This is a genomic window from Demequina lutea, assembly GCF_013409005.1.
GTDB lineage: Bacteria > Actinomycetota > Actinomycetes > Actinomycetales > Demequinaceae > Demequina > Demequina lutea.
Window position 1 is genome coordinate 278820 of the sequence record NZ_JACBZO010000001.1, and the last position, 18511, is coordinate 297330.

General features: G+C 69.0%; 13 protein-coding genes. 2 read left to right on the forward strand and 11 right to left on the reverse strand.

From position 1 onward, the window contains the following. Window positions 1-43: 43 nt before the first annotated feature. From BKA03_RS01410 to BKA03_RS01455, 10 genes are all read right to left on the reverse strand, one after another. Complete coding sequence (locus BKA03_RS01410; RefSeq protein WP_062074850.1) at window positions 44-2125, reverse strand: FtsX-like permease family protein; 2082 nt, start codon at window positions 2123-2125, stop codon at window positions 44-46. After that, window positions 2122-3360: an FtsX-like permease family protein gene (locus tag BKA03_RS01415; RefSeq protein WP_062074849.1), complete on the reverse strand. Its 1239-nt coding sequence runs from the start codon at window positions 3358-3360 to the stop codon at window positions 2122-2124. Before BKA03_RS01415 ends, BKA03_RS01410 begins: the two co-directional genes overlap by 4 nt. After that, complete coding sequence (locus BKA03_RS01420; protein WP_062074848.1) at window positions 3357-5207, reverse strand: FtsX-like permease family protein; 1851 nt, start codon at window positions 5205-5207, stop codon at window positions 3357-3359. Before BKA03_RS01420 ends, BKA03_RS01415 begins: the two co-directional genes overlap by 4 nt. Then, window positions 5204-7264 carry an FtsX-like permease family protein gene (locus BKA03_RS01425; protein ID WP_062074847.1) on the reverse strand — a complete coding sequence of 687 codons (2061 nt, stop codon included), beginning with the start codon at window positions 7262-7264 and terminating at the stop codon, window positions 5204-5206. The genes BKA03_RS01420 and BKA03_RS01425 overlap by 4 nt, the downstream gene beginning before the upstream one ends. Further along, on the reverse strand, window positions 7261-9240 hold the full coding sequence (locus BKA03_RS01430) for an FtsX-like permease family protein (protein WP_062074846.1): 1980 nt from the start codon (window positions 9238-9240) through the stop codon (window positions 7261-7263). The genes BKA03_RS01425 and BKA03_RS01430 overlap by 4 nt, the downstream gene beginning before the upstream one ends. Beyond that, the gene (locus BKA03_RS01435; RefSeq protein WP_062074845.1) at window positions 9237-10799 is read right to left on the reverse strand and encodes an ABC transporter permease family protein; all 1563 of its coding nucleotides are present in this window, start codon (window positions 10797-10799) and stop codon (window positions 9237-9239) included. The genes BKA03_RS01430 and BKA03_RS01435 overlap by 4 nt, the downstream gene beginning before the upstream one ends. Continuing rightward, a complete protein-coding gene (locus BKA03_RS01440; protein ID WP_062074844.1) occupies window positions 10796-11569 on the reverse strand; it encodes an ABC transporter ATP-binding protein in 774 nt (257 codons plus the stop codon). The genes BKA03_RS01435 and BKA03_RS01440 overlap by 4 nt, the downstream gene beginning before the upstream one ends. Window positions 11570-11688: 119 nt before the next feature. Next, window positions 11689-12348, reverse strand: coding sequence for a response regulator (locus BKA03_RS01445; protein WP_062074843.1), 660 nt, complete (start codon window positions 12346-12348; stop codon window positions 11689-11691). 34 nt (window positions 12349-12382) lie between these two features. Further along, window positions 12383-13240, reverse strand: a complete 858-nt coding sequence (locus tag BKA03_RS01450) for a sensor histidine kinase (protein ID WP_062074842.1) — start codon at window positions 13238-13240, stop codon at window positions 12383-12385. 151 nt (window positions 13241-13391) lie between these two features. Then, window positions 13392-14741: a serpin family protein gene (locus BKA03_RS01455; RefSeq protein WP_083971439.1), complete on the reverse strand. Its 1350-nt coding sequence runs from the start codon at window positions 14739-14741 to the stop codon at window positions 13392-13394. A gap of 96 nt (window positions 14742-14837) precedes the next feature. On the opposite strand from BKA03_RS01455, the gene BKA03_RS01460 reads away from it, so the two are divergent. Continuing rightward, complete coding sequence (locus tag BKA03_RS01460; protein ID WP_062074840.1) at window positions 14838-15269, forward strand: hypothetical protein; 432 nt, start codon at window positions 14838-14840, stop codon at window positions 15267-15269. 30 nt (window positions 15270-15299) lie between these two features. Here the strand turns inward: BKA03_RS01460 and BKA03_RS01465 are convergent, their stop codons facing one another. Continuing rightward, window positions 15300-15788, reverse strand: coding sequence for a tetratricopeptide repeat protein (locus BKA03_RS01465; RefSeq protein WP_062074839.1), 489 nt, complete (start codon window positions 15786-15788; stop codon window positions 15300-15302). A 315-nt stretch (window positions 15789-16103) separates the two neighbouring features. Here BKA03_RS01465 and purL point away from each other — a divergent pair, with 315 nt between their 5' ends. Further along, window positions 16104-18476, forward strand: coding sequence for a phosphoribosylformylglycinamidine synthase subunit PurL (gene purL / locus BKA03_RS01470; protein ID WP_062074838.1), 2373 nt, complete (start codon window positions 16104-16106; stop codon window positions 18474-18476). Window positions 18477-18511: the final 35 nt, after the last annotated feature.

An 18511-nucleotide genomic window follows, 5' to 3' on the forward strand; every position in this document is an offset into this window, starting at 1 on the left:
GTGACCACGCGTGTGCTGCAACGCGAATGTCGATTTGTGGTGCTCACGCGACGGGCATTGCGCTTTCCCGGTGCGCTCGCCGTCGGGGTACCTGCACTCGCAGGATCACGAGTGCCACGACCGCGGACAGCACCGCGCCCATGATCACGATCCCCAGCACGCCGAGGGCGAGTGCCGTCACCATCGTGCCGTTCTGTCCGGGAGTGTTCGCGGTGAAGCCGTTGGTGCGGTCAATCATCAGCGGGAGCCCCGCGATGACGGCGCCGCCAAGAGCGCCGATGACCGTCCCCACGAAACTGGGGAGCGTGAGCCGGGCGGCCGTCCCCTTGAGAGCCGCCGCGTGGTCGAGGCCGAGCGCGCTCGCCACTCGGGCGTCGTCCTCGCCAAGCCTGCGAGTCGCCGCGAAGGTCGCCGCGCCTATGAGGTGCACAGTAATGAGGACCGCGAGCGTCAGGCGCCACTGCAGCAAACCGCCCGCGTAGCCCACCATGGAGGTGAAGCCAAGGGTCGCACCCCTGAACAATCCGTTGTACGCGCCGTCGCCAAAGAACCCGCCGTTCGCGTCATTCACCGCAGCCCAGGTCGCCATGCTCCCTGCCGTGAGGGTGTGCAGGGTGATGAGCGCAGCGGCCTGCCGCGGGTGCGCGAGCATCTCGATGCCCGCGCGCAGCGCCCACGGACGGTCCGAACGCGATAGCCGGGCGCCGAGCAGCCTCGCAAGCCTGCGCGATGCCTCGACCAGGATCGCGAGACCGGTGACGACGAGAGCGAGGGTGGTCACTCCCGCGGTCCAATTCGTGACGGGCGTGGCCGGCGTGGCGCTCACCGCCCACAGCAAGATCCCGTACAGCACCGCCGCGACAACGACTACGGGCCAGACGGGGACCCGACGCGAAACCTCCACCTCGTCGATGGCGGCGACGTCCTTAAGGGCCGCTGCGGGAGCAACCCGAGTTGAGAGGAAGGCGGGAACCGCGGCCATGACGCCCCCAAGGACGACGGCGACTATCCCGGCGACAAGGACCGCGTACGCAGAGAAGGAGAACGCGATGGGCGGGGCGTCGAGTGTCGATGCCTGCCGGATGGCGTGAGCGACCCACGCCGCCGCCGCCCCCGCGGCGATGCCCACGATGCCTGCGACGACGGTGACGGCTGCTCCCTCGCCGAGCGATGCGAGGCCAACCGTGCGACGCGTCGCGCCCAGCGCCCTAGCGGTAGCGGACCACCGCACGCGCTCGTGAGCACGGGCTCTGCCCGCCGCAAACGCCATCACGACCACTCCGACGCTGAGCATCGCGGCCAAGACCCACGGGGTGGTACTCGGAGACGTGAATCCCGCGGAGCCCCAGGTGAAGGAGGGTGTGGTGTTGAGAGTGTCGAGCGGGGGGTAGTCGCCCGCCCAACTGAGATCGACGCTCAGGGATGGTTGACCGCCAGTGATACCTGGGTCTGTTGCGCGAGAAGAGGGGTCATCGGCCGCAGCCACGGCGACGGAGTCGGCGAGGAGATATATGCCCGGCGTCCACTCCTGGCTTGTCCAGCCTCCGATGGAATAGGAGACCCCCGACACCTTGAAGGTGCCCGCAGGCGAGCCGTCAACGGTGTATCGCAAGGTGTCGCCCACGTCGACGCCGAGCCCTTGTGCCATCCACGGCGAGAGGACGACCTCGCCACTGCGAGGCGCCTTTCCCCTTGCGAGCACCTGACTCCATGGGAAGTCGCCGACGACCGCGGTGGCATTCCATGTAAGAGGACCTCGGCTCGCGGCGGGTGAGCCATCGCCGGGCACAATCGTGAGCGGTATGGAGGCGGTTGCGACGGCGCGGACGCCGTCCGCTTGGGCTTGCGCGACGGTCGTGCGGAGTTGTTCCCACGTCATGGACGCGTTTTGCGATGATGAGGAAACGGGTGGTGTGGCCGCCTCTGAGCCGGGCGCGATCACAAACGCCCCGTGCTCGAATGGGTGGCCCTGAAGCGTGTTCCCAAATTGTGCGTGTGCCTGCTGCGTGGCGCCCAGGCCCATCGCGAAGGCCACCACCGCCACCGTCGCGGCGATGAGCGTGGCCGCCCAAATGACATACGAGCGCTGCGTGCGCAACTGCTCCCTGATGAGCGTGAGAATCATGGCGCCCCTTCCGTGGTCGCGATGCGTTCGGCGGGCTCGAGCGCCTCCGAGGACCGCTCCCCGGGCAACGCGCGGGCGGCCCAGTACGCGGGAACCAGGCTGAGGGCCGCCGCGAGCAACAGGCTGAGGAGCAACGTGGCGCCGAGCGCCCACGCCGGGTACGGAGCGGTGCTGGGGAGGAAGGTGGCTGGGGTGTTCGTGTTCGTGTGTGCCAACAGCACGGCGTTGGTTGCCCAGCCCATGACGCCGCCAAGGACCGCCACGGCCCCGCCCGTGATCGACGCCTCGATAAGCGCCGCCGCCGCCACCTGGCGCCGCTTGGCCCCGAGCTCTCTCACGGTGCCCACCCACCGAGATCTGGACTGGACCTGATTGCGTGCTGCGAGCCCCGCGGCAACCAGTGTGGCCACAGCGAACAGCACGGCGAGCGACGTGGTCAGCACTTCTTCCGCGCCTTTAATCCGATAGCCCGAGGGTGCGCCGCCAAAGTCGCCGCCTTCGTCGCTCGCGATGTACGGCGCCGCGCTAGCAGGGACGGACCCGTCCCACCAGAAGACTCGAAAGAGCACCGCAGTGACGGCGCCGTCCGCGTTGAGCTCGGCGAAGGATCCGGTGCTGACTGCCAGCGCGCCCGCATCCTCGAGCGAAACGACCGCGGAGCCCATGTTGTACTCGACGGCATCCGACGAAGGCTCCCTCAGAATGCCCGTCACCGTGAGCGTGAGGTCGGCGCCGGGTACGTCCCTTTCCGCGGTCAAGGACAGTTCGTCTCCCACGCCGATGCCAAGTTCCGTGGCAATCTGCCTCGAGATCGCGACCTCGCCTTGGTCGGGTGCGCGGCCCTCGGCGAGTGCCAGCGGAGACAACGGATCAACCGCATTGAACATGTATCTTCCGCGAAGGCCCACGATCGACGGGTAGAACTGCTCCCAGGCGAAGACTCGTGGGTCCGCAGTGTGGATGTCTGCAGACAACTTGGCTAGCGCTTCGGGTTCGGCGATACCGTTGCCTGAACCACGCTCGACGCCCGGGCCGTTGGTCCACGCCCCCACGAAGGCCATGTGCTCTCGGTCCGTGCCTTGCGCGTGATCGGCACGCGACTGCTCGGCGGCGCGGGTGCTGACAGACACCATCGTGAAGGACGCGAGTTCGACGGCGAAAAGCACGAGCACGAGCGCGCCCCGCGCAGGGAATCCCTGGCTGCGGCGAAGCTCGCGCAGGAGCGTGCGAATCACGACAGCACCCCCGAGTCGACGGGCCGGTGGTTTTCCACCGGCGTGCGGCGCTGCAACGCACGTGCCGCGACGGCTGCCGACACCCCGAAGACCACCACGGCACAAGCGCCGATCAGCAACAGAGGCACCCAGGGAACCGAGCTCAACGTCCAGCGGAGGTAGGAGTCAGTGATGACGCCGCCGAGCGATTGGCGTGCGAAGTTGACCGCCACCGCGACGTGCGACAGCGCTCCCCAGCCCAGCCCGACCGCGATCGAGAAGGCCGCGACGACGGTCGCCTCGACCACCACTGCCGCGCGCAGGGTGCGCGGCTGGGCGCCGAGAGCGGCGAGTGTCGCGTCGTCCCTTCGCCTGCGCCGTGCGACTCCCACGCTCAGCGCGGCCATCGGCACGATGACGAGGATCAGGAGCATCCCCGCCTCGATGAGGTTGCTGACCCAACTCGTGCTCGACGACCCCCCGCCGCTGTATCCGTCGAACGTGATCCCAGGGCCTTGCGGTGATGTCTGGTCAAGCGTGGTGATGAGTGCCTGCTTGTCGACACCCTGGGCCGCGTACACCAGGAGCGCATAGGCGTTGGTCTTGAAGGTGACGGCTGAGCCATTGACGTAGGTGCCGCCGCAGCCGGCCGCGAGGGACACCGAGCCGGTGGGGATGAATCCGTCCACGCCGCCGGACGAGCCACATCCACCAATGGTGGCGGTGGGATAGCGCGATAGGAGATCCCGGAGGGTCTCGTCCACGCCGGTGAGATCGTCGGGGTTGATGAGAATCGGCGACAAGTCGGGAATGGACTCGTGCATCCTGCCGACCACGACCGCGCCCACGCCCTCGATGCCGCGGTATTGGTCGATGACCAGTTGTGGATTGCCGGTAGTGGCGAACGCCACCGTCCTCACGTAGCGGTCCGACAGAGCGGGGCTCGTGGGACCGGCCGCGAGGATGGCCACCAGGTACGCCATCGCCCCCAGCACGCCGACGATCCTTCCCGCGACGGCAGACGTAGTGCTCGCGCGGCCCTCGAGGATGACGGCGAGACGGGGTGCACCCACCCTCTGTGCTATGGCGGCCGATGCCCGCAACACCGCTGGCGCCGCGCCTCGTGCCCACGGGATCACGACGGCCAGCAGCATCGCGCCGAGAGCGATTGCGAGCACCGCGAGCGCGATGCCGGCGGCGTTCTTCGCCACGAAGTAGGCGTCACCTTTCGCCTGATTGTGCGCGAGCGCGAGGCCGACGACCAGGCCGGCGGAGGCGGCGCCGATGCCGCCGATGGTCGCCGCGCGTAGCCGCAGCGAAACGCGCCTGGGCGCCTGCTCGGCGATGTCTTCGTGCAGCCGCTCGACGGGAGTGCGACGCGGTCGCGTCGCGTCGATCACGTGTGCGAGTACGAGCGCCGCTGTCACCACGGCGGCCGTGCTGAGGCGGACGAGCCACAGGTCGGCGTCCGTGGTGAAGAGGGGCCATCCGGACTTCGCAATCACCGCCAGTTGCAGGATGCCGGTCAGGACATACGCCCCGCCGATGCCGATGGCCGCGTGACGGCCGCCCGTCGTTGCGGCCTTGCGGACGGCTGCGGCGCGGGTCTGGCCCAGGGCCGCCATGACGGCGATGTCCCGAGGCTCGTTCGCGTCCCGCAGACCCAGCACGCCGACAAGGATCGCGGTGAGAATCGCGAGGGGAATGGCAAGTTCAATCGCGATGAAGATCGCCCATACCCCGAAGGTGTCGTACGAGACCGACATCGAGCACGAGGCGCGCTGACACGACAGGCGGTCCCACGGCAGGCCTAGCAGCATCACAACGAGCGCCGCGCTTGCGGCGATCCATCCGGCTAGCCGTTTCATGCTGCCCCCTCCTTGATGGCTTCGCGCAACTGCTCAACAGGTGTCCGGCGGCCCATGGCGGCGGCGAACACCGCGGCGACCGCGGTGGTGAGCAGCACGGCCGCCAACACGACGGCGCCGATGGGGCCCCACGAGATCTGGGAGGCGTTCCAGTGCAACAGCCACATCGTGTCGCCGAACGACAGCGGTGCACCCGGCGCGAACAGGGTGGGTTGCGTGGTCGCGATCGCGAGGATCAGGCCCGCACCCACGCCCGACACGACGGCGGACAAGGTCGTCACGAGCATCTCCACCACCGGCGTCAGGCGAAGAGTTCGCGGCGATGCGCCCAACGCGGCCATGGTGGCGAGTTCGCGTCGTCGGTCGCGCGCGGAGCGTGCCGCCAACGATCCCACGAGCGCGACGCCCAGCAGCAGCCCCACGATCGCCGCGCCGACGAGGGCGGCACTGGCGCCCCCGCCGGTCGATGTTCCGTAGTTGCCGTAGTCATATGTCATGGGCGCGACGTCGGTGCGGCTTCCGATGTGGGCAGCCAGGATCGCGTGCATCGTGTCCAGTTGTTCCTGCGCGGTGAGGCCGTCCGGGTGGGCAAGTTTCAGCCACAGTCCGGTCACGGGGGGTTCACCGAACCGGGATCGAGCCCATGCCGCGTCGATGAAACTGGCCGGCAAGTTGAGCCCGGAGCGATAGATCGGATACCGAGTGCCGTCGACCATGAGCCACGTGGGACCGGCTGATCCGACTGCAGATGTGATCAGGAACGGGCCGCTGCCTTGCATCGCCACTCCCGGAGCAAAGCCAAAGGGACGAAGGCCGTCGGGCGAGAATCGCGTCAGGGCGCCAGGGTCGACGACCACATAGGTGCCGATGCGCCAGTTTTGCTGGACGCAGTGATCTCCGCCGCACGTGATCGATGGGGGGTTCTCAACGCTCAGGGTGTCGGCGCGGAGGTAGGCGAACGGGATGGCGATCAGGCGAGTGTCCGCCGCAAGACTTTCCACAAGGGTCGGGTCCAAGGTGGCCGTGGGGTACCCCTCGGGCGGGGCGGTGGCCTGCATGTCCTGGTTCGCAATGACGGAAGGCGTGACGATGGCGAGGGGCAGGAACGCATCTGCCAGCTGGTTGCGGGCCCTGGAAATGTCGCTGGCACCTGAGACCCACGTGACGAGCCCCAACACGATCGCCATGGTTCCTACCGCGATGCGCCTCTCCGTCGAAGGGCGAGCGAGTGCGTCGCCTGCCTGGAGCAGCACGCCCCGGCCCCGCGAGATGAGCGCGCGCCCCGTGACCCGCGATAGCAGGCCTGCCATGGAGGCGACCGCTCCCGTCACCAGCACTACGCCGCCCAGCACGAAGACCAGCACGGCCGGTGACACCCACCAGTATTGGGGTGCAGATCCCCAGTGTGTTGGTGAGGCTTCCCATCGAATCGGGAACACCCGCCGCCAAATCAATCCCGCGACGGAGACGACATACAACGCGATCGCGACCAGTTTCAAGGCGCGACCCGCCCGTTCCCGCAGTCGCGAGGGTCGCACCGAAGCGGGGATGGCGCCCGGTCCGTCAGACGCCCCGATGGCGGCAAGAGCCGCGACGACGTAGACGGCCACCGTCGTGGTCGCGCACATGACGAAGACCAAGACGATGCCGGCGAGGCCCGCCGGCTCGAAGTGACCGCCGCGGAGGTAAGAGTGACCGTCGAACCAGGGAAGCAATTGCCGCGCCGCGGCCCCCAGGAGCACCAGTGAGCCGCTCACGAGGATGCCGTGCCTCAATCCAAGCCGGGCCTCGGAGATGACGACGCGGCGCAAGGTGCCGCCGAGCGCTCGCTCGGTATTCCACTCGCGTGCGCGTGCCGACACGGCGAGCCTGCGGAGGCTCACGGCGACCACACCAAGGATCACCATGAAGAAGGTTCCGTAGACCGCGACCGCGACCAGCACCGCGTACGGGTTGTCGCGCATGTTCGGGTCCTCGGCGGGGCCCATGACTCGCCCAAAGCCCAGCCCGCCAAGGAGCGCTGCGATGCCGATCGTGAGCGATGCGAGCCACCTCATGACACGCCCTCCTTTATGGCCTCGCGGAGTTGCTCCGTCGGCGTGAGGCGCTCGAGGCGCGCCCGCGCAATGACGGACGCGACCGCTGCGGCCGCGATCGACGCGAGCGCAAGGAACGTGACCGTGCCCCACGGTGCGTGGTCGATGTCGAAGGTGATGCCCTTCCACGCGAGGCTCCAGGGGACGCGGTCGCCGCTCACTGCGAGCCAGAGTCCCGATGCGGCGCCGAGCACCACGCCCATCGTGGCCCCGGCGGACGTGACCACGGCCGACTCGATCGCCGTGCCCCACCTGAGCGCACCGCGCGATGCCCCGAGAGCCGACATCGTCGCGTAGTCGTGACCGCGCGTCTTCTGAACGCTGAGCGACAGCGCGACCACGAGGCCGACGGCGAGCATGAGTAGTGTTCCCGACACCGCGAGCACTCCGGTGCGGTTGAGGGGCCCCGAACTCGCGCCCCTTCCGCCGAGGTCCTGCACGTGCAGGCCAGTCAGGTCGTAGTCGGCGATCGCGGTCGTGACGCTGCCACCTGGTGCGTCGTATAGCAACACCGCGCTGGTCACGCCCGTGCCGAATTCGCGTTCGGCCCATTCGCGCGGGAGTGCGGAGAACGGGCCCGCCACTAAGGGGGTGGTGACCTCTGCCGACGCGGCGCCGATCGTGAGCACCGAGGGGTTGGCGCCGCCACCCATCGCCACGGCGCCGTCAAAGTACAGCGCCCGGGCGGCGCCCTTGCTGACCTTGTCCAGGTCCTTGGCGCTCACCGCCAGGTACGTGGTGGTGTGGGGGTTGATGACGATGGCTGGGTCGACGGAGGCGACGCGGGCGGTGAGCATGTCGGCGGTGACCACGACGATGCGGTCGTCGGCTTGGAGGTTCGCCACCAGCGTCGGGTCCAGGCCTTGCTGTTCCCAGCCGATGGCGGGCGCAGGTGCCGTGCCGAGGTTGAGGTTGGGTAGCCCCGCAGTCGAGATCACGCGAACGGGAGTGAGCGTGGCCCCCGCCTCGTTGCGGGCACCCATGGCGTTCAGTATGACGCCGATAGCGAGCGTGCCGCCGAGCACAAGGCCCACCGCGCCGATGGCCACGGCGCGCGCAGGTGCGGGGCGCGTGAGCCCGTCGCCCGCGATCCTCGCCGCGTTGCCGCCGTGCAGGAGCGCCTTGCCCGCGAGTCCGCTCAGCCATGTGGCTGCCCGGGCGCCTGCCCACACCACGAGCACGGGCAGGCCGACGCCGAGCACTAAGCCGTACGCCAGTATCCAGGCTGACAGGAGTCCCGACGGCACGGACGAGGATGACTCGAGCCTGGGAGTCACGAACGCCGACACCACGACGAAGGCCGCCAGCGCGAGGGGAACGGCGAATCGCCTGAGACGGCTCTGGGGTGCGGGACCGGAAGTCACACCCATCGCGGCATCGACGTCATAGACGGAGGGTGCGCGGCCCGTGCCGCGCGTGATCCACCGCGCCACTACCCAGTACGCGAGCGTGGTCGCCGCGACAGTCAGGCCGACGATGGTGAGAAGCATCCACAAGGTGGTTGAGTTGAACTGACCGCCGAGGCCCGCCGCCGACTGGGTCATCGCGACGCCGAGCCCTGAGCCCGAGAGCGCGGCGAAAGCGCCGTGAATGAGCCCTAGCCGAGTCTGGTGGCGCACGAGTCCGCGTCGAGGCGCGCCCAGGTCCATGAGTGCGCGGAACTCTGCGCGATGAGAGGCCGCGGCGATCGCGCGAAACGCGCCGATGAGCGACGCGAGCAGTCCGATCAGGAACGGCGAGTAGAACAGCATGATCCAGAAGCCGAAGACTCCCGGATACATCATCGGGAAGGTAACCGAGCCCTCGTTTGGCCAGTGTTCAAAGAGGGGTGGTTGGCTGAGCGCAATGGCCAGCGTGAGGAGCCCGATCAGACCGGGCCCCACCCACCGCAAGAGGCCCAAACGCGGTGTGCCGTCGGGCTGCGTCCTGGACCTCATGACACTCCCTCCTTTATGGCCTCGCGCAGCTCGTCAACAGGCGTGCGCCGCGCGACCATGAACCCGTAGACGGTGGTCGCCGCGACCGCGAGGACCCACGTCGCGGCTGCGATCGCGACCATCTGGCCCCACCCGATGTGGGTCAGGTTCCACCACAGTCCCCATGCCGTGTTGCCAAGGTCGAGAGGCGCCCCGTCGACGAGAAGCGTGGGGTGTTTGATCACCGCGGCGACGATGACGCCCACTGGCAGGCCAACGACGAACGCGAACCCGAGGGAGATCGCGGCATCGATGGGCACGGCGAGCGCGAGCGCGCGGGGCGTGGCCCCCAGCGCAGCGACGGTCGCCCGCACGCGGCGGTTGGTCCTCACGGTGCGCACCGCAAGCACGATCATCATGCCGCTTGCCAAGATGCCGACGACCACCGACAAGACACCGAGCGCGCCGCGCGAGAAGTCGTGGACGCTGCGAAAATAGGCGACGTCCTTGGCGCTTAGCGCGGGAGCTGGTTGGGCCACGGCGCCCGCGCGCGCCGCAGCATCGGCGACGTACTGGAAGCGGTCGCTCGCGGGGACGTCGTCACCGACGTACTTGACCATGGCCCCGACCACGGGCACGTCGCCCCATACCGATTCGGCCCATCCGCGCGTGGCGAGCGTGGAGGCGTTGAACCACGGGCGGTGAAAGAGGGTCGCGGTGCCCAGGCCGGTCGACACGTCGATCACGCGCTCGGGAGCGGGGAACCGGAGGGTCCCCTCGTCGATGTCGGGGCTGAGCAGGAAGCCGTCTTGAAGGCCGAGGGGCCTGGCGCCGCCCGGCGTGACGCGGTCGAGGTCGCCTGGCGACACGATGGTAATCGGGGCGGTGGGCACGGTGGAGTCCACGGGGCCCACGGTGACGCGACCAAAGGGAACGACGGCGAGCGAGGGGTCGGCCTCGAGCGCGGCGATCACCGCGGGATTGAGCGCGACTCGATCGACGCCGACGACGGGATCCTGGGTGCTTTGCGCCGAGCCGGCGGGCTCCACCACCGCATCGAACGCGAGTGAGTCCACCTGGTGTGCGGTAGCGCGATCGATGGTGAACCCGGCGACGGAGCCGCACAGCACGATGGCCACGAGCGACAACGCGCCGAGTTCGATCTTGGAGTGCCAGAAGTCGCGTCTGCCGACGGCGCGGCGAGACTCGAGCGTGTGCCTCGCGATTGCCAGGGAGCCGCTTCCCCCCACCGGAAGCAAGCGCGCGAGGCGGCGCACCGCCGCGACCACGACCTGGTCGAGAACGATCAAGCCGAACACGTAGACCATCCACATGCACACGAGGCCGCTGATGAAGGCGAGGTTGCCCACCGGCGCCCACTGTCGTTCGCCCAGCGTGCCTGGAGTCCAGTGGAACCGCGCCCACACCGTCACGCCGAACGCGGCGGACATGATCGCGAGGCCGATGCGCTTCCACCACAGAGCGGAAATCGGTAAGGAGGGAATCGACAGCCCCTTCCTGGCGATCCACAGCACAGGGAACATGCCGATCTCGAGCACCCGAACGAGCCGAGCACTCATCGCTCGACCCCCGCGAGGGCGTCGAGCCCCGCGAGCACCGACTCCGGCGTGGGGTTGTCGATGTGCCCCGCCACCTTGCCGTCCGCAAAGAGCAGCACCTTGCTGGCGTACGACGCGGCGGTCGGGTCGTGCGTAACCATCACCACTGACTGGCCCAGTTCGCGGCAGCTCGCGCGCAGGTGGGAAAGGATTTGGGCGCTCGCGTGGGTGTCGAGGTTGCCGGTGGGCTCGTCGGCGAGGACGACGCGGGGCCTGGTGATGAGCGCGCGGGCGATCGCGACGCGCTGCTGCTGGCCGCCGGACAGTTCGTAAGGGCGCCGTTCCAGCTCCTTGCCGATGCCCAACATGTCGATGAGCGTCGCGTACCAAGCCTCGTCGCGCGGGAGTTGGTTGAGTCGCAGCGGCAGGACGATGTTGTCGGCCGCCGACATCGTCTGCAGCAGGTTGAAGCCCTGGAACACGAAGCCGACAACGCGCCCCCTGATGCGCGCGAGTGCGGCATCGGAGATGCCAGTGAGCTCGTCGTCGCCCACCCAGACCTGGCCGGCATCGGGCCTATCGAGACCCGCGAGCAGGTGCACCAGCGTCGTCTTGCCGGAGCCGGAAGGACCCATCACGGCGGTCAGCACCCCCGCGTCGACGTCCAGGTCAACGTGGTCCACCGCGGTCACGGCGGCCTGACCGGACCCGTAGGTCTTGGTCAGGCCGCGCGAGCGCAATGCCAGCGGCGCGGCGTGAGCCGCACCCGCTGTGGCGGTATCCGTTGTCATGGCGCCTCCCCCCCTCAACATCAACACACGCGGTGCCGATGTCTCGACGCTACGGGAGGGCGCGCCCGATGCGCATCGGCCCCCGGGATGGACTTTGGCTCATACCGGGGTATGAGTTCTCACGCGCTAGGCCTGACCAGCCCGGTCTCGTACGCGATCACGACGGCCTGCACCCTGTCGCGCGCGCCCAGCTTGGCGAGCACCTTGCCGACGTGGGTCTTGACGGTGGCCTCGGCGACGACCAGCTCGGCGCAGATCTCCTGGTTGGACAGGCCGCGCGCCATGAGGACCAGCACCTCGCGCTCGCGGTCGGTGAGGTCGGCCACGCCCGCGGCGTCGACCGGCTCGGGCATCGTGCTCACCAGGCGCGTCAACAGCCGCCGCGTGGTGGTCGGAGCGATGACCGCGTCTCCGGCGTGCACCGTGCGGATCGCGTGCAGCAGATCCTCGGGCGGCGCGTCCTTGAGCAAGAACCCGCTGGCGCCAGCCTTGATCGCGGCGACCACATACTCGTCGAGATCGAAGGTGGTGAGGATGATGACCTTGGAGCCCGAGCTTGCCGTGATCTCCGCGCATGCGTCGATGCCGTCGCGGCCGGGCATGCGCACGTCCATGAGCACCACATCGGCGGGCGGGTCGAGAGCGGCGAGAGCCGTCACCGCGTCGTCGCCCGTGCCCGCCTCGACCACCACGTCCATGTCGGGCTGCGACGCAACCACCATGCGGAAGCCCGCACGAATGAGCTGCTGGTCGTCGACAAGCGCCACATGAATGGTCATAAGCGCCAGTATGCCGGTGCCGCTTGGGATGCGGTCACGCGCGGGCCTCTCCTGCGACGTCGTCCGTTGCCGGGCGGTCCCTTGCCGCGCCGGCGTCCCTTGCCATGCCGTCCCTAGCGCCAGCGTCGTCCCTGTGCGGAAGGGGCAGCCGCGCGCGCAACACGAAACCGCCGCCCGCCTTGGGCCCGGCCGTGAGCGTCCCGCCGAACACCGTCGCCCGCTGCCGCATCCCCTCGATGCCGCCGCCGTGGTCGTCCTTCCTCGCCGCGGCGCCGCGGCCGTCATCGCTCACGGTGAGTGTGACGTCGTCGTCCCCCCAGGTCAGTTGCAGGAACGCCGCCGCCACGGGTCCCGCGTGCTTGAGCACGTTGGTCAGTCCCTCCTGGGCAATGCGATACACCGCCAGGCCCGCCCCGATCGGCAGGGGCCGCGGCGTCCCGGTGGTCACGTATGAGACCTCGAGCCCGCCCTCGCGGGTGGCCGCGACCAGCGCAGGGATGTCGCTGATGCTCGGCTGAGGGCCCATCTCGGCGGCCCCATCGGATTCCCTGAGCAGGCCCAGCAGTGCGCGCATCTCGGTCAGGGCCGAGCGGCCGACCTCGGCGATCGTGTCGAGCGTGCGCGCGGCGGCGGTGGGATCGGTGGGGGCCGCGAAGCGACCGCCGTCGGCCTGAGCGACCACCACGGAAAGGGTGTGGGCCACGACGTCGTGCATCTCGCGGGCGATGCGGGCGCGCTCGTCGGAGGCGGCGAGGGCCCTGGCGGCGTCGGCGTCCTTGGCGGAGGCAAGCTCGGCGGCGCGGGTGCGGAGGCGCTCGGTGCGCAGGCGAGCGAGAGCCCACGTGGCGACCGCGCTCGCGGCCACCGCGAGGGTCCACCCCAGCCAGATCATGGGGTCAGCGTATGCCCGGACGGGGCGGGCCGTATGGCGGGGCAGTCTCGCCCGAGCGCGGTACGGATTGAGCCACTGGGGGCCCGATGGGGTCATATCCCGGTACAAATCAAGCCATCAGGCAGAGGGGCCCTGGAGGGCATTGGGCGGGCTAGCGTGGGTCGAGCACCCTGCCAACGAACAGCACCGCGCCGGTGTCGGTGTCGCGGATCACGTACAGGAACGGGTGGTCGGCCCTGATCTCGAGCGGCGGGTCCGCGGGCGCGCTTGTGGTGCCCATCATGATCGCCGTCGCGGCGGCGGCCTCGGTCCCGTCCTCGTCCACGATCACCTTGGTCGCGTGCACCGCACCCGACACCAGCAGTTTGGGTCCGATGCCATCGAGGCCCACCGTGCCAAATAGTCCTGTGACGCCTAGGCCTCCCTCGATCACTGCGCGCAAGTCGGTGGTCGACTCGGTCGTGAACTTGGGCAGCGCGAGGCTGTACGCCGTGTCGCTCGCGCCCGCGTCGATAGCGTCGAGCATCGACTGGTTCAAGGACGCCTCCACGTCGCTGTAGTTGCCAACGGACGGCACGATGAGCGTCATCTCCAACTCGTCATACGCGTACGGGAGGGCGACCGCAACAAAGTCTTCTCCCTGGTAGACCTCCCCATGTTGCGAGCCGCTGTGCATCGTCGGCACGTCAACGGCGCTCCCATCAGGGAGCGTGAACGGCTCGTCGTAGGTGGCGTCGTGCTCGAACGGCGTCTGCCATTGAGCCTTCATGTAGAGCGCGTTGACGAGCGTCAGTCGAGAATCGGCGTTAAAGGCATCGGGAGTGACCAGCGTCGGGATCAGCCCCTCCGTGCGCTTGTCGATCCACGCGTTGATGTCCTTGGCGGACTTGGAGCCATCGGTCGCGAGCGGCTCGGTCTGGGCGCCCGCACCAAAGTAGCGCGCAAGGTCGTTGCGGTAACCGTCGAGCGGCGCAAAGTTGGTGTCGACAAAGATGCGATTGGCGACGCGGACGATCGCGTGGACTGGCTCTCCCTTGCCTGGCGCGGGGAGCGCGGCAGGGCCCGAAGACGCGAGTAGATCCAGGGAGTTGAAAGCGCCAAGCCGCGCGTCACCGGTGGTGGGGTAGGCGAAGAGCCCGTCGAGGGCATCGGCGACCTGCCCGGTTGCGCCCGCGTCGAGCATCCCGAAGGCCAGGCCGATGCTGAGCGGAGAGACGGCGGTGTTCTCGCCATCGGCGAGCGACGCGTGGAAGATGCGGAAGCCCGCGTCGTTGAGCGAGCGCGCAAGGTTTGAGGCGGCCGACGCGTCGGCGGCTGGGCGATCGACCACGGGGTCCCGCTGGGCGGCGCCAGGCGAGGCGCATGCAGTGAGTCCAAGTATGCCGATGGCGGCGAGTGCGGCGACTCCTCGGCGAGCGGAGTGGCGCCGAATACCTGCGGTCATGGTGACCCCCTTTGTTAAGAGCAACGCACACAGGGCCTCAACCGTTGGGTAGGTCATGCCGAAGACTCTGTGGAGTTGTCGACACTTACTAGACAGACGTCCCCGGATGGCGGTGTGATGGTAGGGAACGAATCGGGCAAAAGGGAGTGTCGGATGGTCACGCGAGGCGAAGGCACGATCGATACGGCCGCGCTTCACACGCTGACCCACCGGCTCGGCGAGGGCGCGTCACGATACGCGCCCGCGGCTCACGATGAAATTGACGGGCTTCCGGACCGCAACCCGGGTGAAGCGCTCGGCAAGTGCGAGCGGATCCCGGTGGGCCCCCGCGCCATCATCCTCGATTGCGGAACCTCGCGCGTTCCCGGCTTTACCCACGTGTTGTGGATCTCGGGGTCCGCAGAGGTGATGCTGGGGTCAAACACGATGGACAACTTCGGTCTCATCATTGGTCGTGTGGTTGGGGTCGAGGCCTACTCGTGGGAAGACTCCGAGCGGCTCAACGTCCGCGCGCCGGGCCTGGGCTGGGAGAACTTGCTCCGCGACGCGCAAGATGCCCTTGCTGGGTACCTCGCCGCCGCCTGACGGCACCGGCGCCGCCGCCTTCGCGCAGAGTCAGTTTTCCGTTTCGGTCAGTTCCGCCGCATAGCCGGTCAGGGACCTGTGATAGCGGGGGAGCGTGGGGATGAGAGCCTCGAGAACCTGTCTGAGCGCCTCATCGTGGCGGCCCGCGCTGTGGAGCGCGAGGGCAAGGAAGGCCCGACGCGCGGCGTCGTAACCCGAGTCGCTCGGCACACTGAGGAGCGCAAGCGCCTCGTCCGTCTCGCCCAGATTGCGCAGCGTGCTCGCCAACTGAATGCGCGCACGCGTGGCATGGGTGTCGTCGAGCCCCTCCGCCAACGCCTGCTTGTAGAGCGGAACGGCGTCGGTCTCGAGGCCCAAAGAGTCGTAAACACCGGCGAGCTCGAAGGTGGCGAGGGGGCCCGCTTCGGGGTGCCCCGCTAAGAGGTCGCGCATGCCCGCAACGGACTCCTCGGGGCGCGACTCGTCGAAGCCGGCCTCGTACCACGCGGCGACGCGCGCGTCCCAGTCGCTCATGTCCATCGCAGCAGAGTGCCACATCTCGCGGCGCACGGGGGTTTGGCCGCGCACGCACCCCTCGGTCCGGTTGCGGGGGCCGCGTCCCGCCCGTTCGGGCCCCGCGTCGCGTGTGACGTCAACGGCGTACCGTCCCTGACATCTGCTGGCGTCCTCATGCGGCGTGTCTCGCGCGCCTCGCCGTCCGCCGAGCCCCTCCGGTGTCAGGGGCGGTACGGCAACGCGGCGCGGCAGCCGGTGGGAGGCGACGCGACGCCGTGCGCGAGGCCGAGCGCCGGTAGGCTGGGGGCAGCCTCCTTCCCCGTCCACGTAGGGACCCGCATGACCGACGCGCCCGCCGCCAGCCCCGCCTCCGCAGCCTCGCCCGACGCAAGTCCGGCGGGATCGCCCGCCGCAGCTTCGGCGGGCACGCACCTTGACACGGTCGAGCACGCCCAGACGACCGCAACCCAGGAGATGCCCTTCGCCGCGCTCGGCCTGAAGGCCGACGAGTACGAGCAAATTGTGGACCTCCTGGACCGCCGCCCCACGGCCGCCGAGCTCGCGATGTACTCCGTGATGTGGTCCGAGCATTGCTCCTACAAGTCGTCAAAGGTGCACCTGCGCCAATTCGGCGACAAGACCACCGAGGCCATGAAGAAGCACCTCATGGTCGGCATCGGCGAGAACGCCGGCGTCGTGGACATCGGCGACAACTGGGCCGTGACCTTCAAGGTCGAGAGCCACAACCACCCCTCTTATGTGGAGCCGTATCAGGGTGCCGCGACCGGTGTGGGCGGCATCGTGCGCGACATCCTCGCGATGGGCGCGCGCCCCGTGGCGGTCATGGACGAGTTGCGGTTCGGCGCAATCGACCACCCCGACACCCAGCGCGTGGTTCACGGCGTGGTCGCGGGAGTGGGGGGCTACGGCAACTCGCTCGGCCTGCCCAACATCGGCGGAGGCTGCTCCTTCGATGCGTCGTTCCAAGGAAACCCCCTGGTCAACGCCCTATGCGTGGGCGTCATGAAGCACGAGGACATCCACTTGGCCAGCGCCGAGGGCGTGGGCAACAAGGTCGTGCTCTTCGGCGCGCGCACGGGTGGCGACGGCATCGGCGGCGCGTCGATCCTCGCCTCGGAAACCTTCGAGGGCGGCGTGCCCGCCAAGCGCCCCTCCGTCCAGGTGGGCGACCCCTTCATGGAGAAGGTGCTCATCGAGTGCTGCCTCGAGCTGTTCGCGGCCGATGTGGTGCAGGGCATCCAGGACCTGGGCGCGGCAGGGATTTCCTGCGCGACCAGCGAGCTCGCGTCCAACGGCTCCGGCGGAATGCACGTGTGGCTCGACGACGTGCTGCTGCGTGACCCGTCGCTCAATGCAGGCGAGATCCTCATGTCCGAATCCCAGGAACGCATGATGGCCGTCGTCACGCCCGAGAAGCTCGACGCGTTCATGGCGATCACCGGCAAGTGGGAGATCGAGTCCTCCGTGGTGGGCGAGGTCAACGACTCCGGCCGCCTCACGATCGATCACCACGGCCAGCGCATCGTCGACGTCGACCCGCGCACGGTGGCCCATGAGGGCCCCACGTACAACCGCCCCTACGCGCGTCCAGCGTGGATGGACGGCCTGCAGGCGGACACGTCGGCGTCCCTCCCGATGCCGGCCGACGGCGACGCCCTTCTGGCGACGACGCTCGAGATGCTCGGCTCGCCCGCGCTCGCGGCGCGCGGCTGGGTGACCAGCCAATACGACCGCTACGTCCAGGGCAACACCGCGATGGCGCGGCCCGACGTGGTGGGCGTGGTCCGCGTCGACGAGGTGACGGGCCGCGGCGTCGCCATTGCCACTCGCTCCAATGATCGCTACACCAAGCTCGACCCGTACGCCGGTGCAGAGCAGGCCGTCGTGGCCGCGTACCGCGCGGTCGCGATCGCCGGGGCAGAGCCGCGCGCCGTCACCGACGGGCTCAACTTCGGCTCGCCCGAGGACCCCGACTCGATGTGGCAGTTCGCGGAGGCGGTGCGCGGCATCGCCGATGCCTGCCTCGCGTTGGGCGTGCCCGTCACCGGCGGCAACGTGTCGCTCTACAACGGGACTGGCAAGCCAGGGCAGATCGACTCGTCGATCAATCCGACCCCGATCGTGGGCATCCTGGGCGTGTTCGACGACGTCCGCCGGGCCACGCCCGCGGGCTGGCGCGAGGTGGGTCAGTCGCTGTACCTCGTGGGCGCGACGCGAGCCGAACTCGATGGCTCCGTCTTCGCTCAGGTGGCGGGCCACCTCGGCGGGCTCCCGCCCGCCGTCGACTTCGAGGCCGAGAAGGTGCTGGCCGAGGTCATGGTCTCCGCTTCGCGCGACGGCCTGACCGACGCGGCCCGCGAGGTCACCGAGGGCGGCCTCGCGACTGCGGTGGCGATGGGTGCGCTGCGCTATGGCGTCGGCGCGCGAATCGTGCTCGACGAGGTCGTTGCCCGCGATGGCGTCACGCCCGCGCAGGCTTGGCTGAGCGAGTCGCAGGGCCGCGTGCTCGTGGCGGTCCCGCGCACGGAGGAGCCCCGTTGGGCCGACATGTTGACGGCGCGCGGAGTGCCATTCGCCCGCATCGGCGTGACTCAGGAGGAGCCTGTGATCGAGTTGCAGGGTCAGTTCACGCTACCGCTTGCGACGCTGCGTGACACCTGGGAAGCACTGCTTCCCGCACACTTCGCGTAGGTACTGCCCGCTACGCCTCCGTCAAGGCACACTGA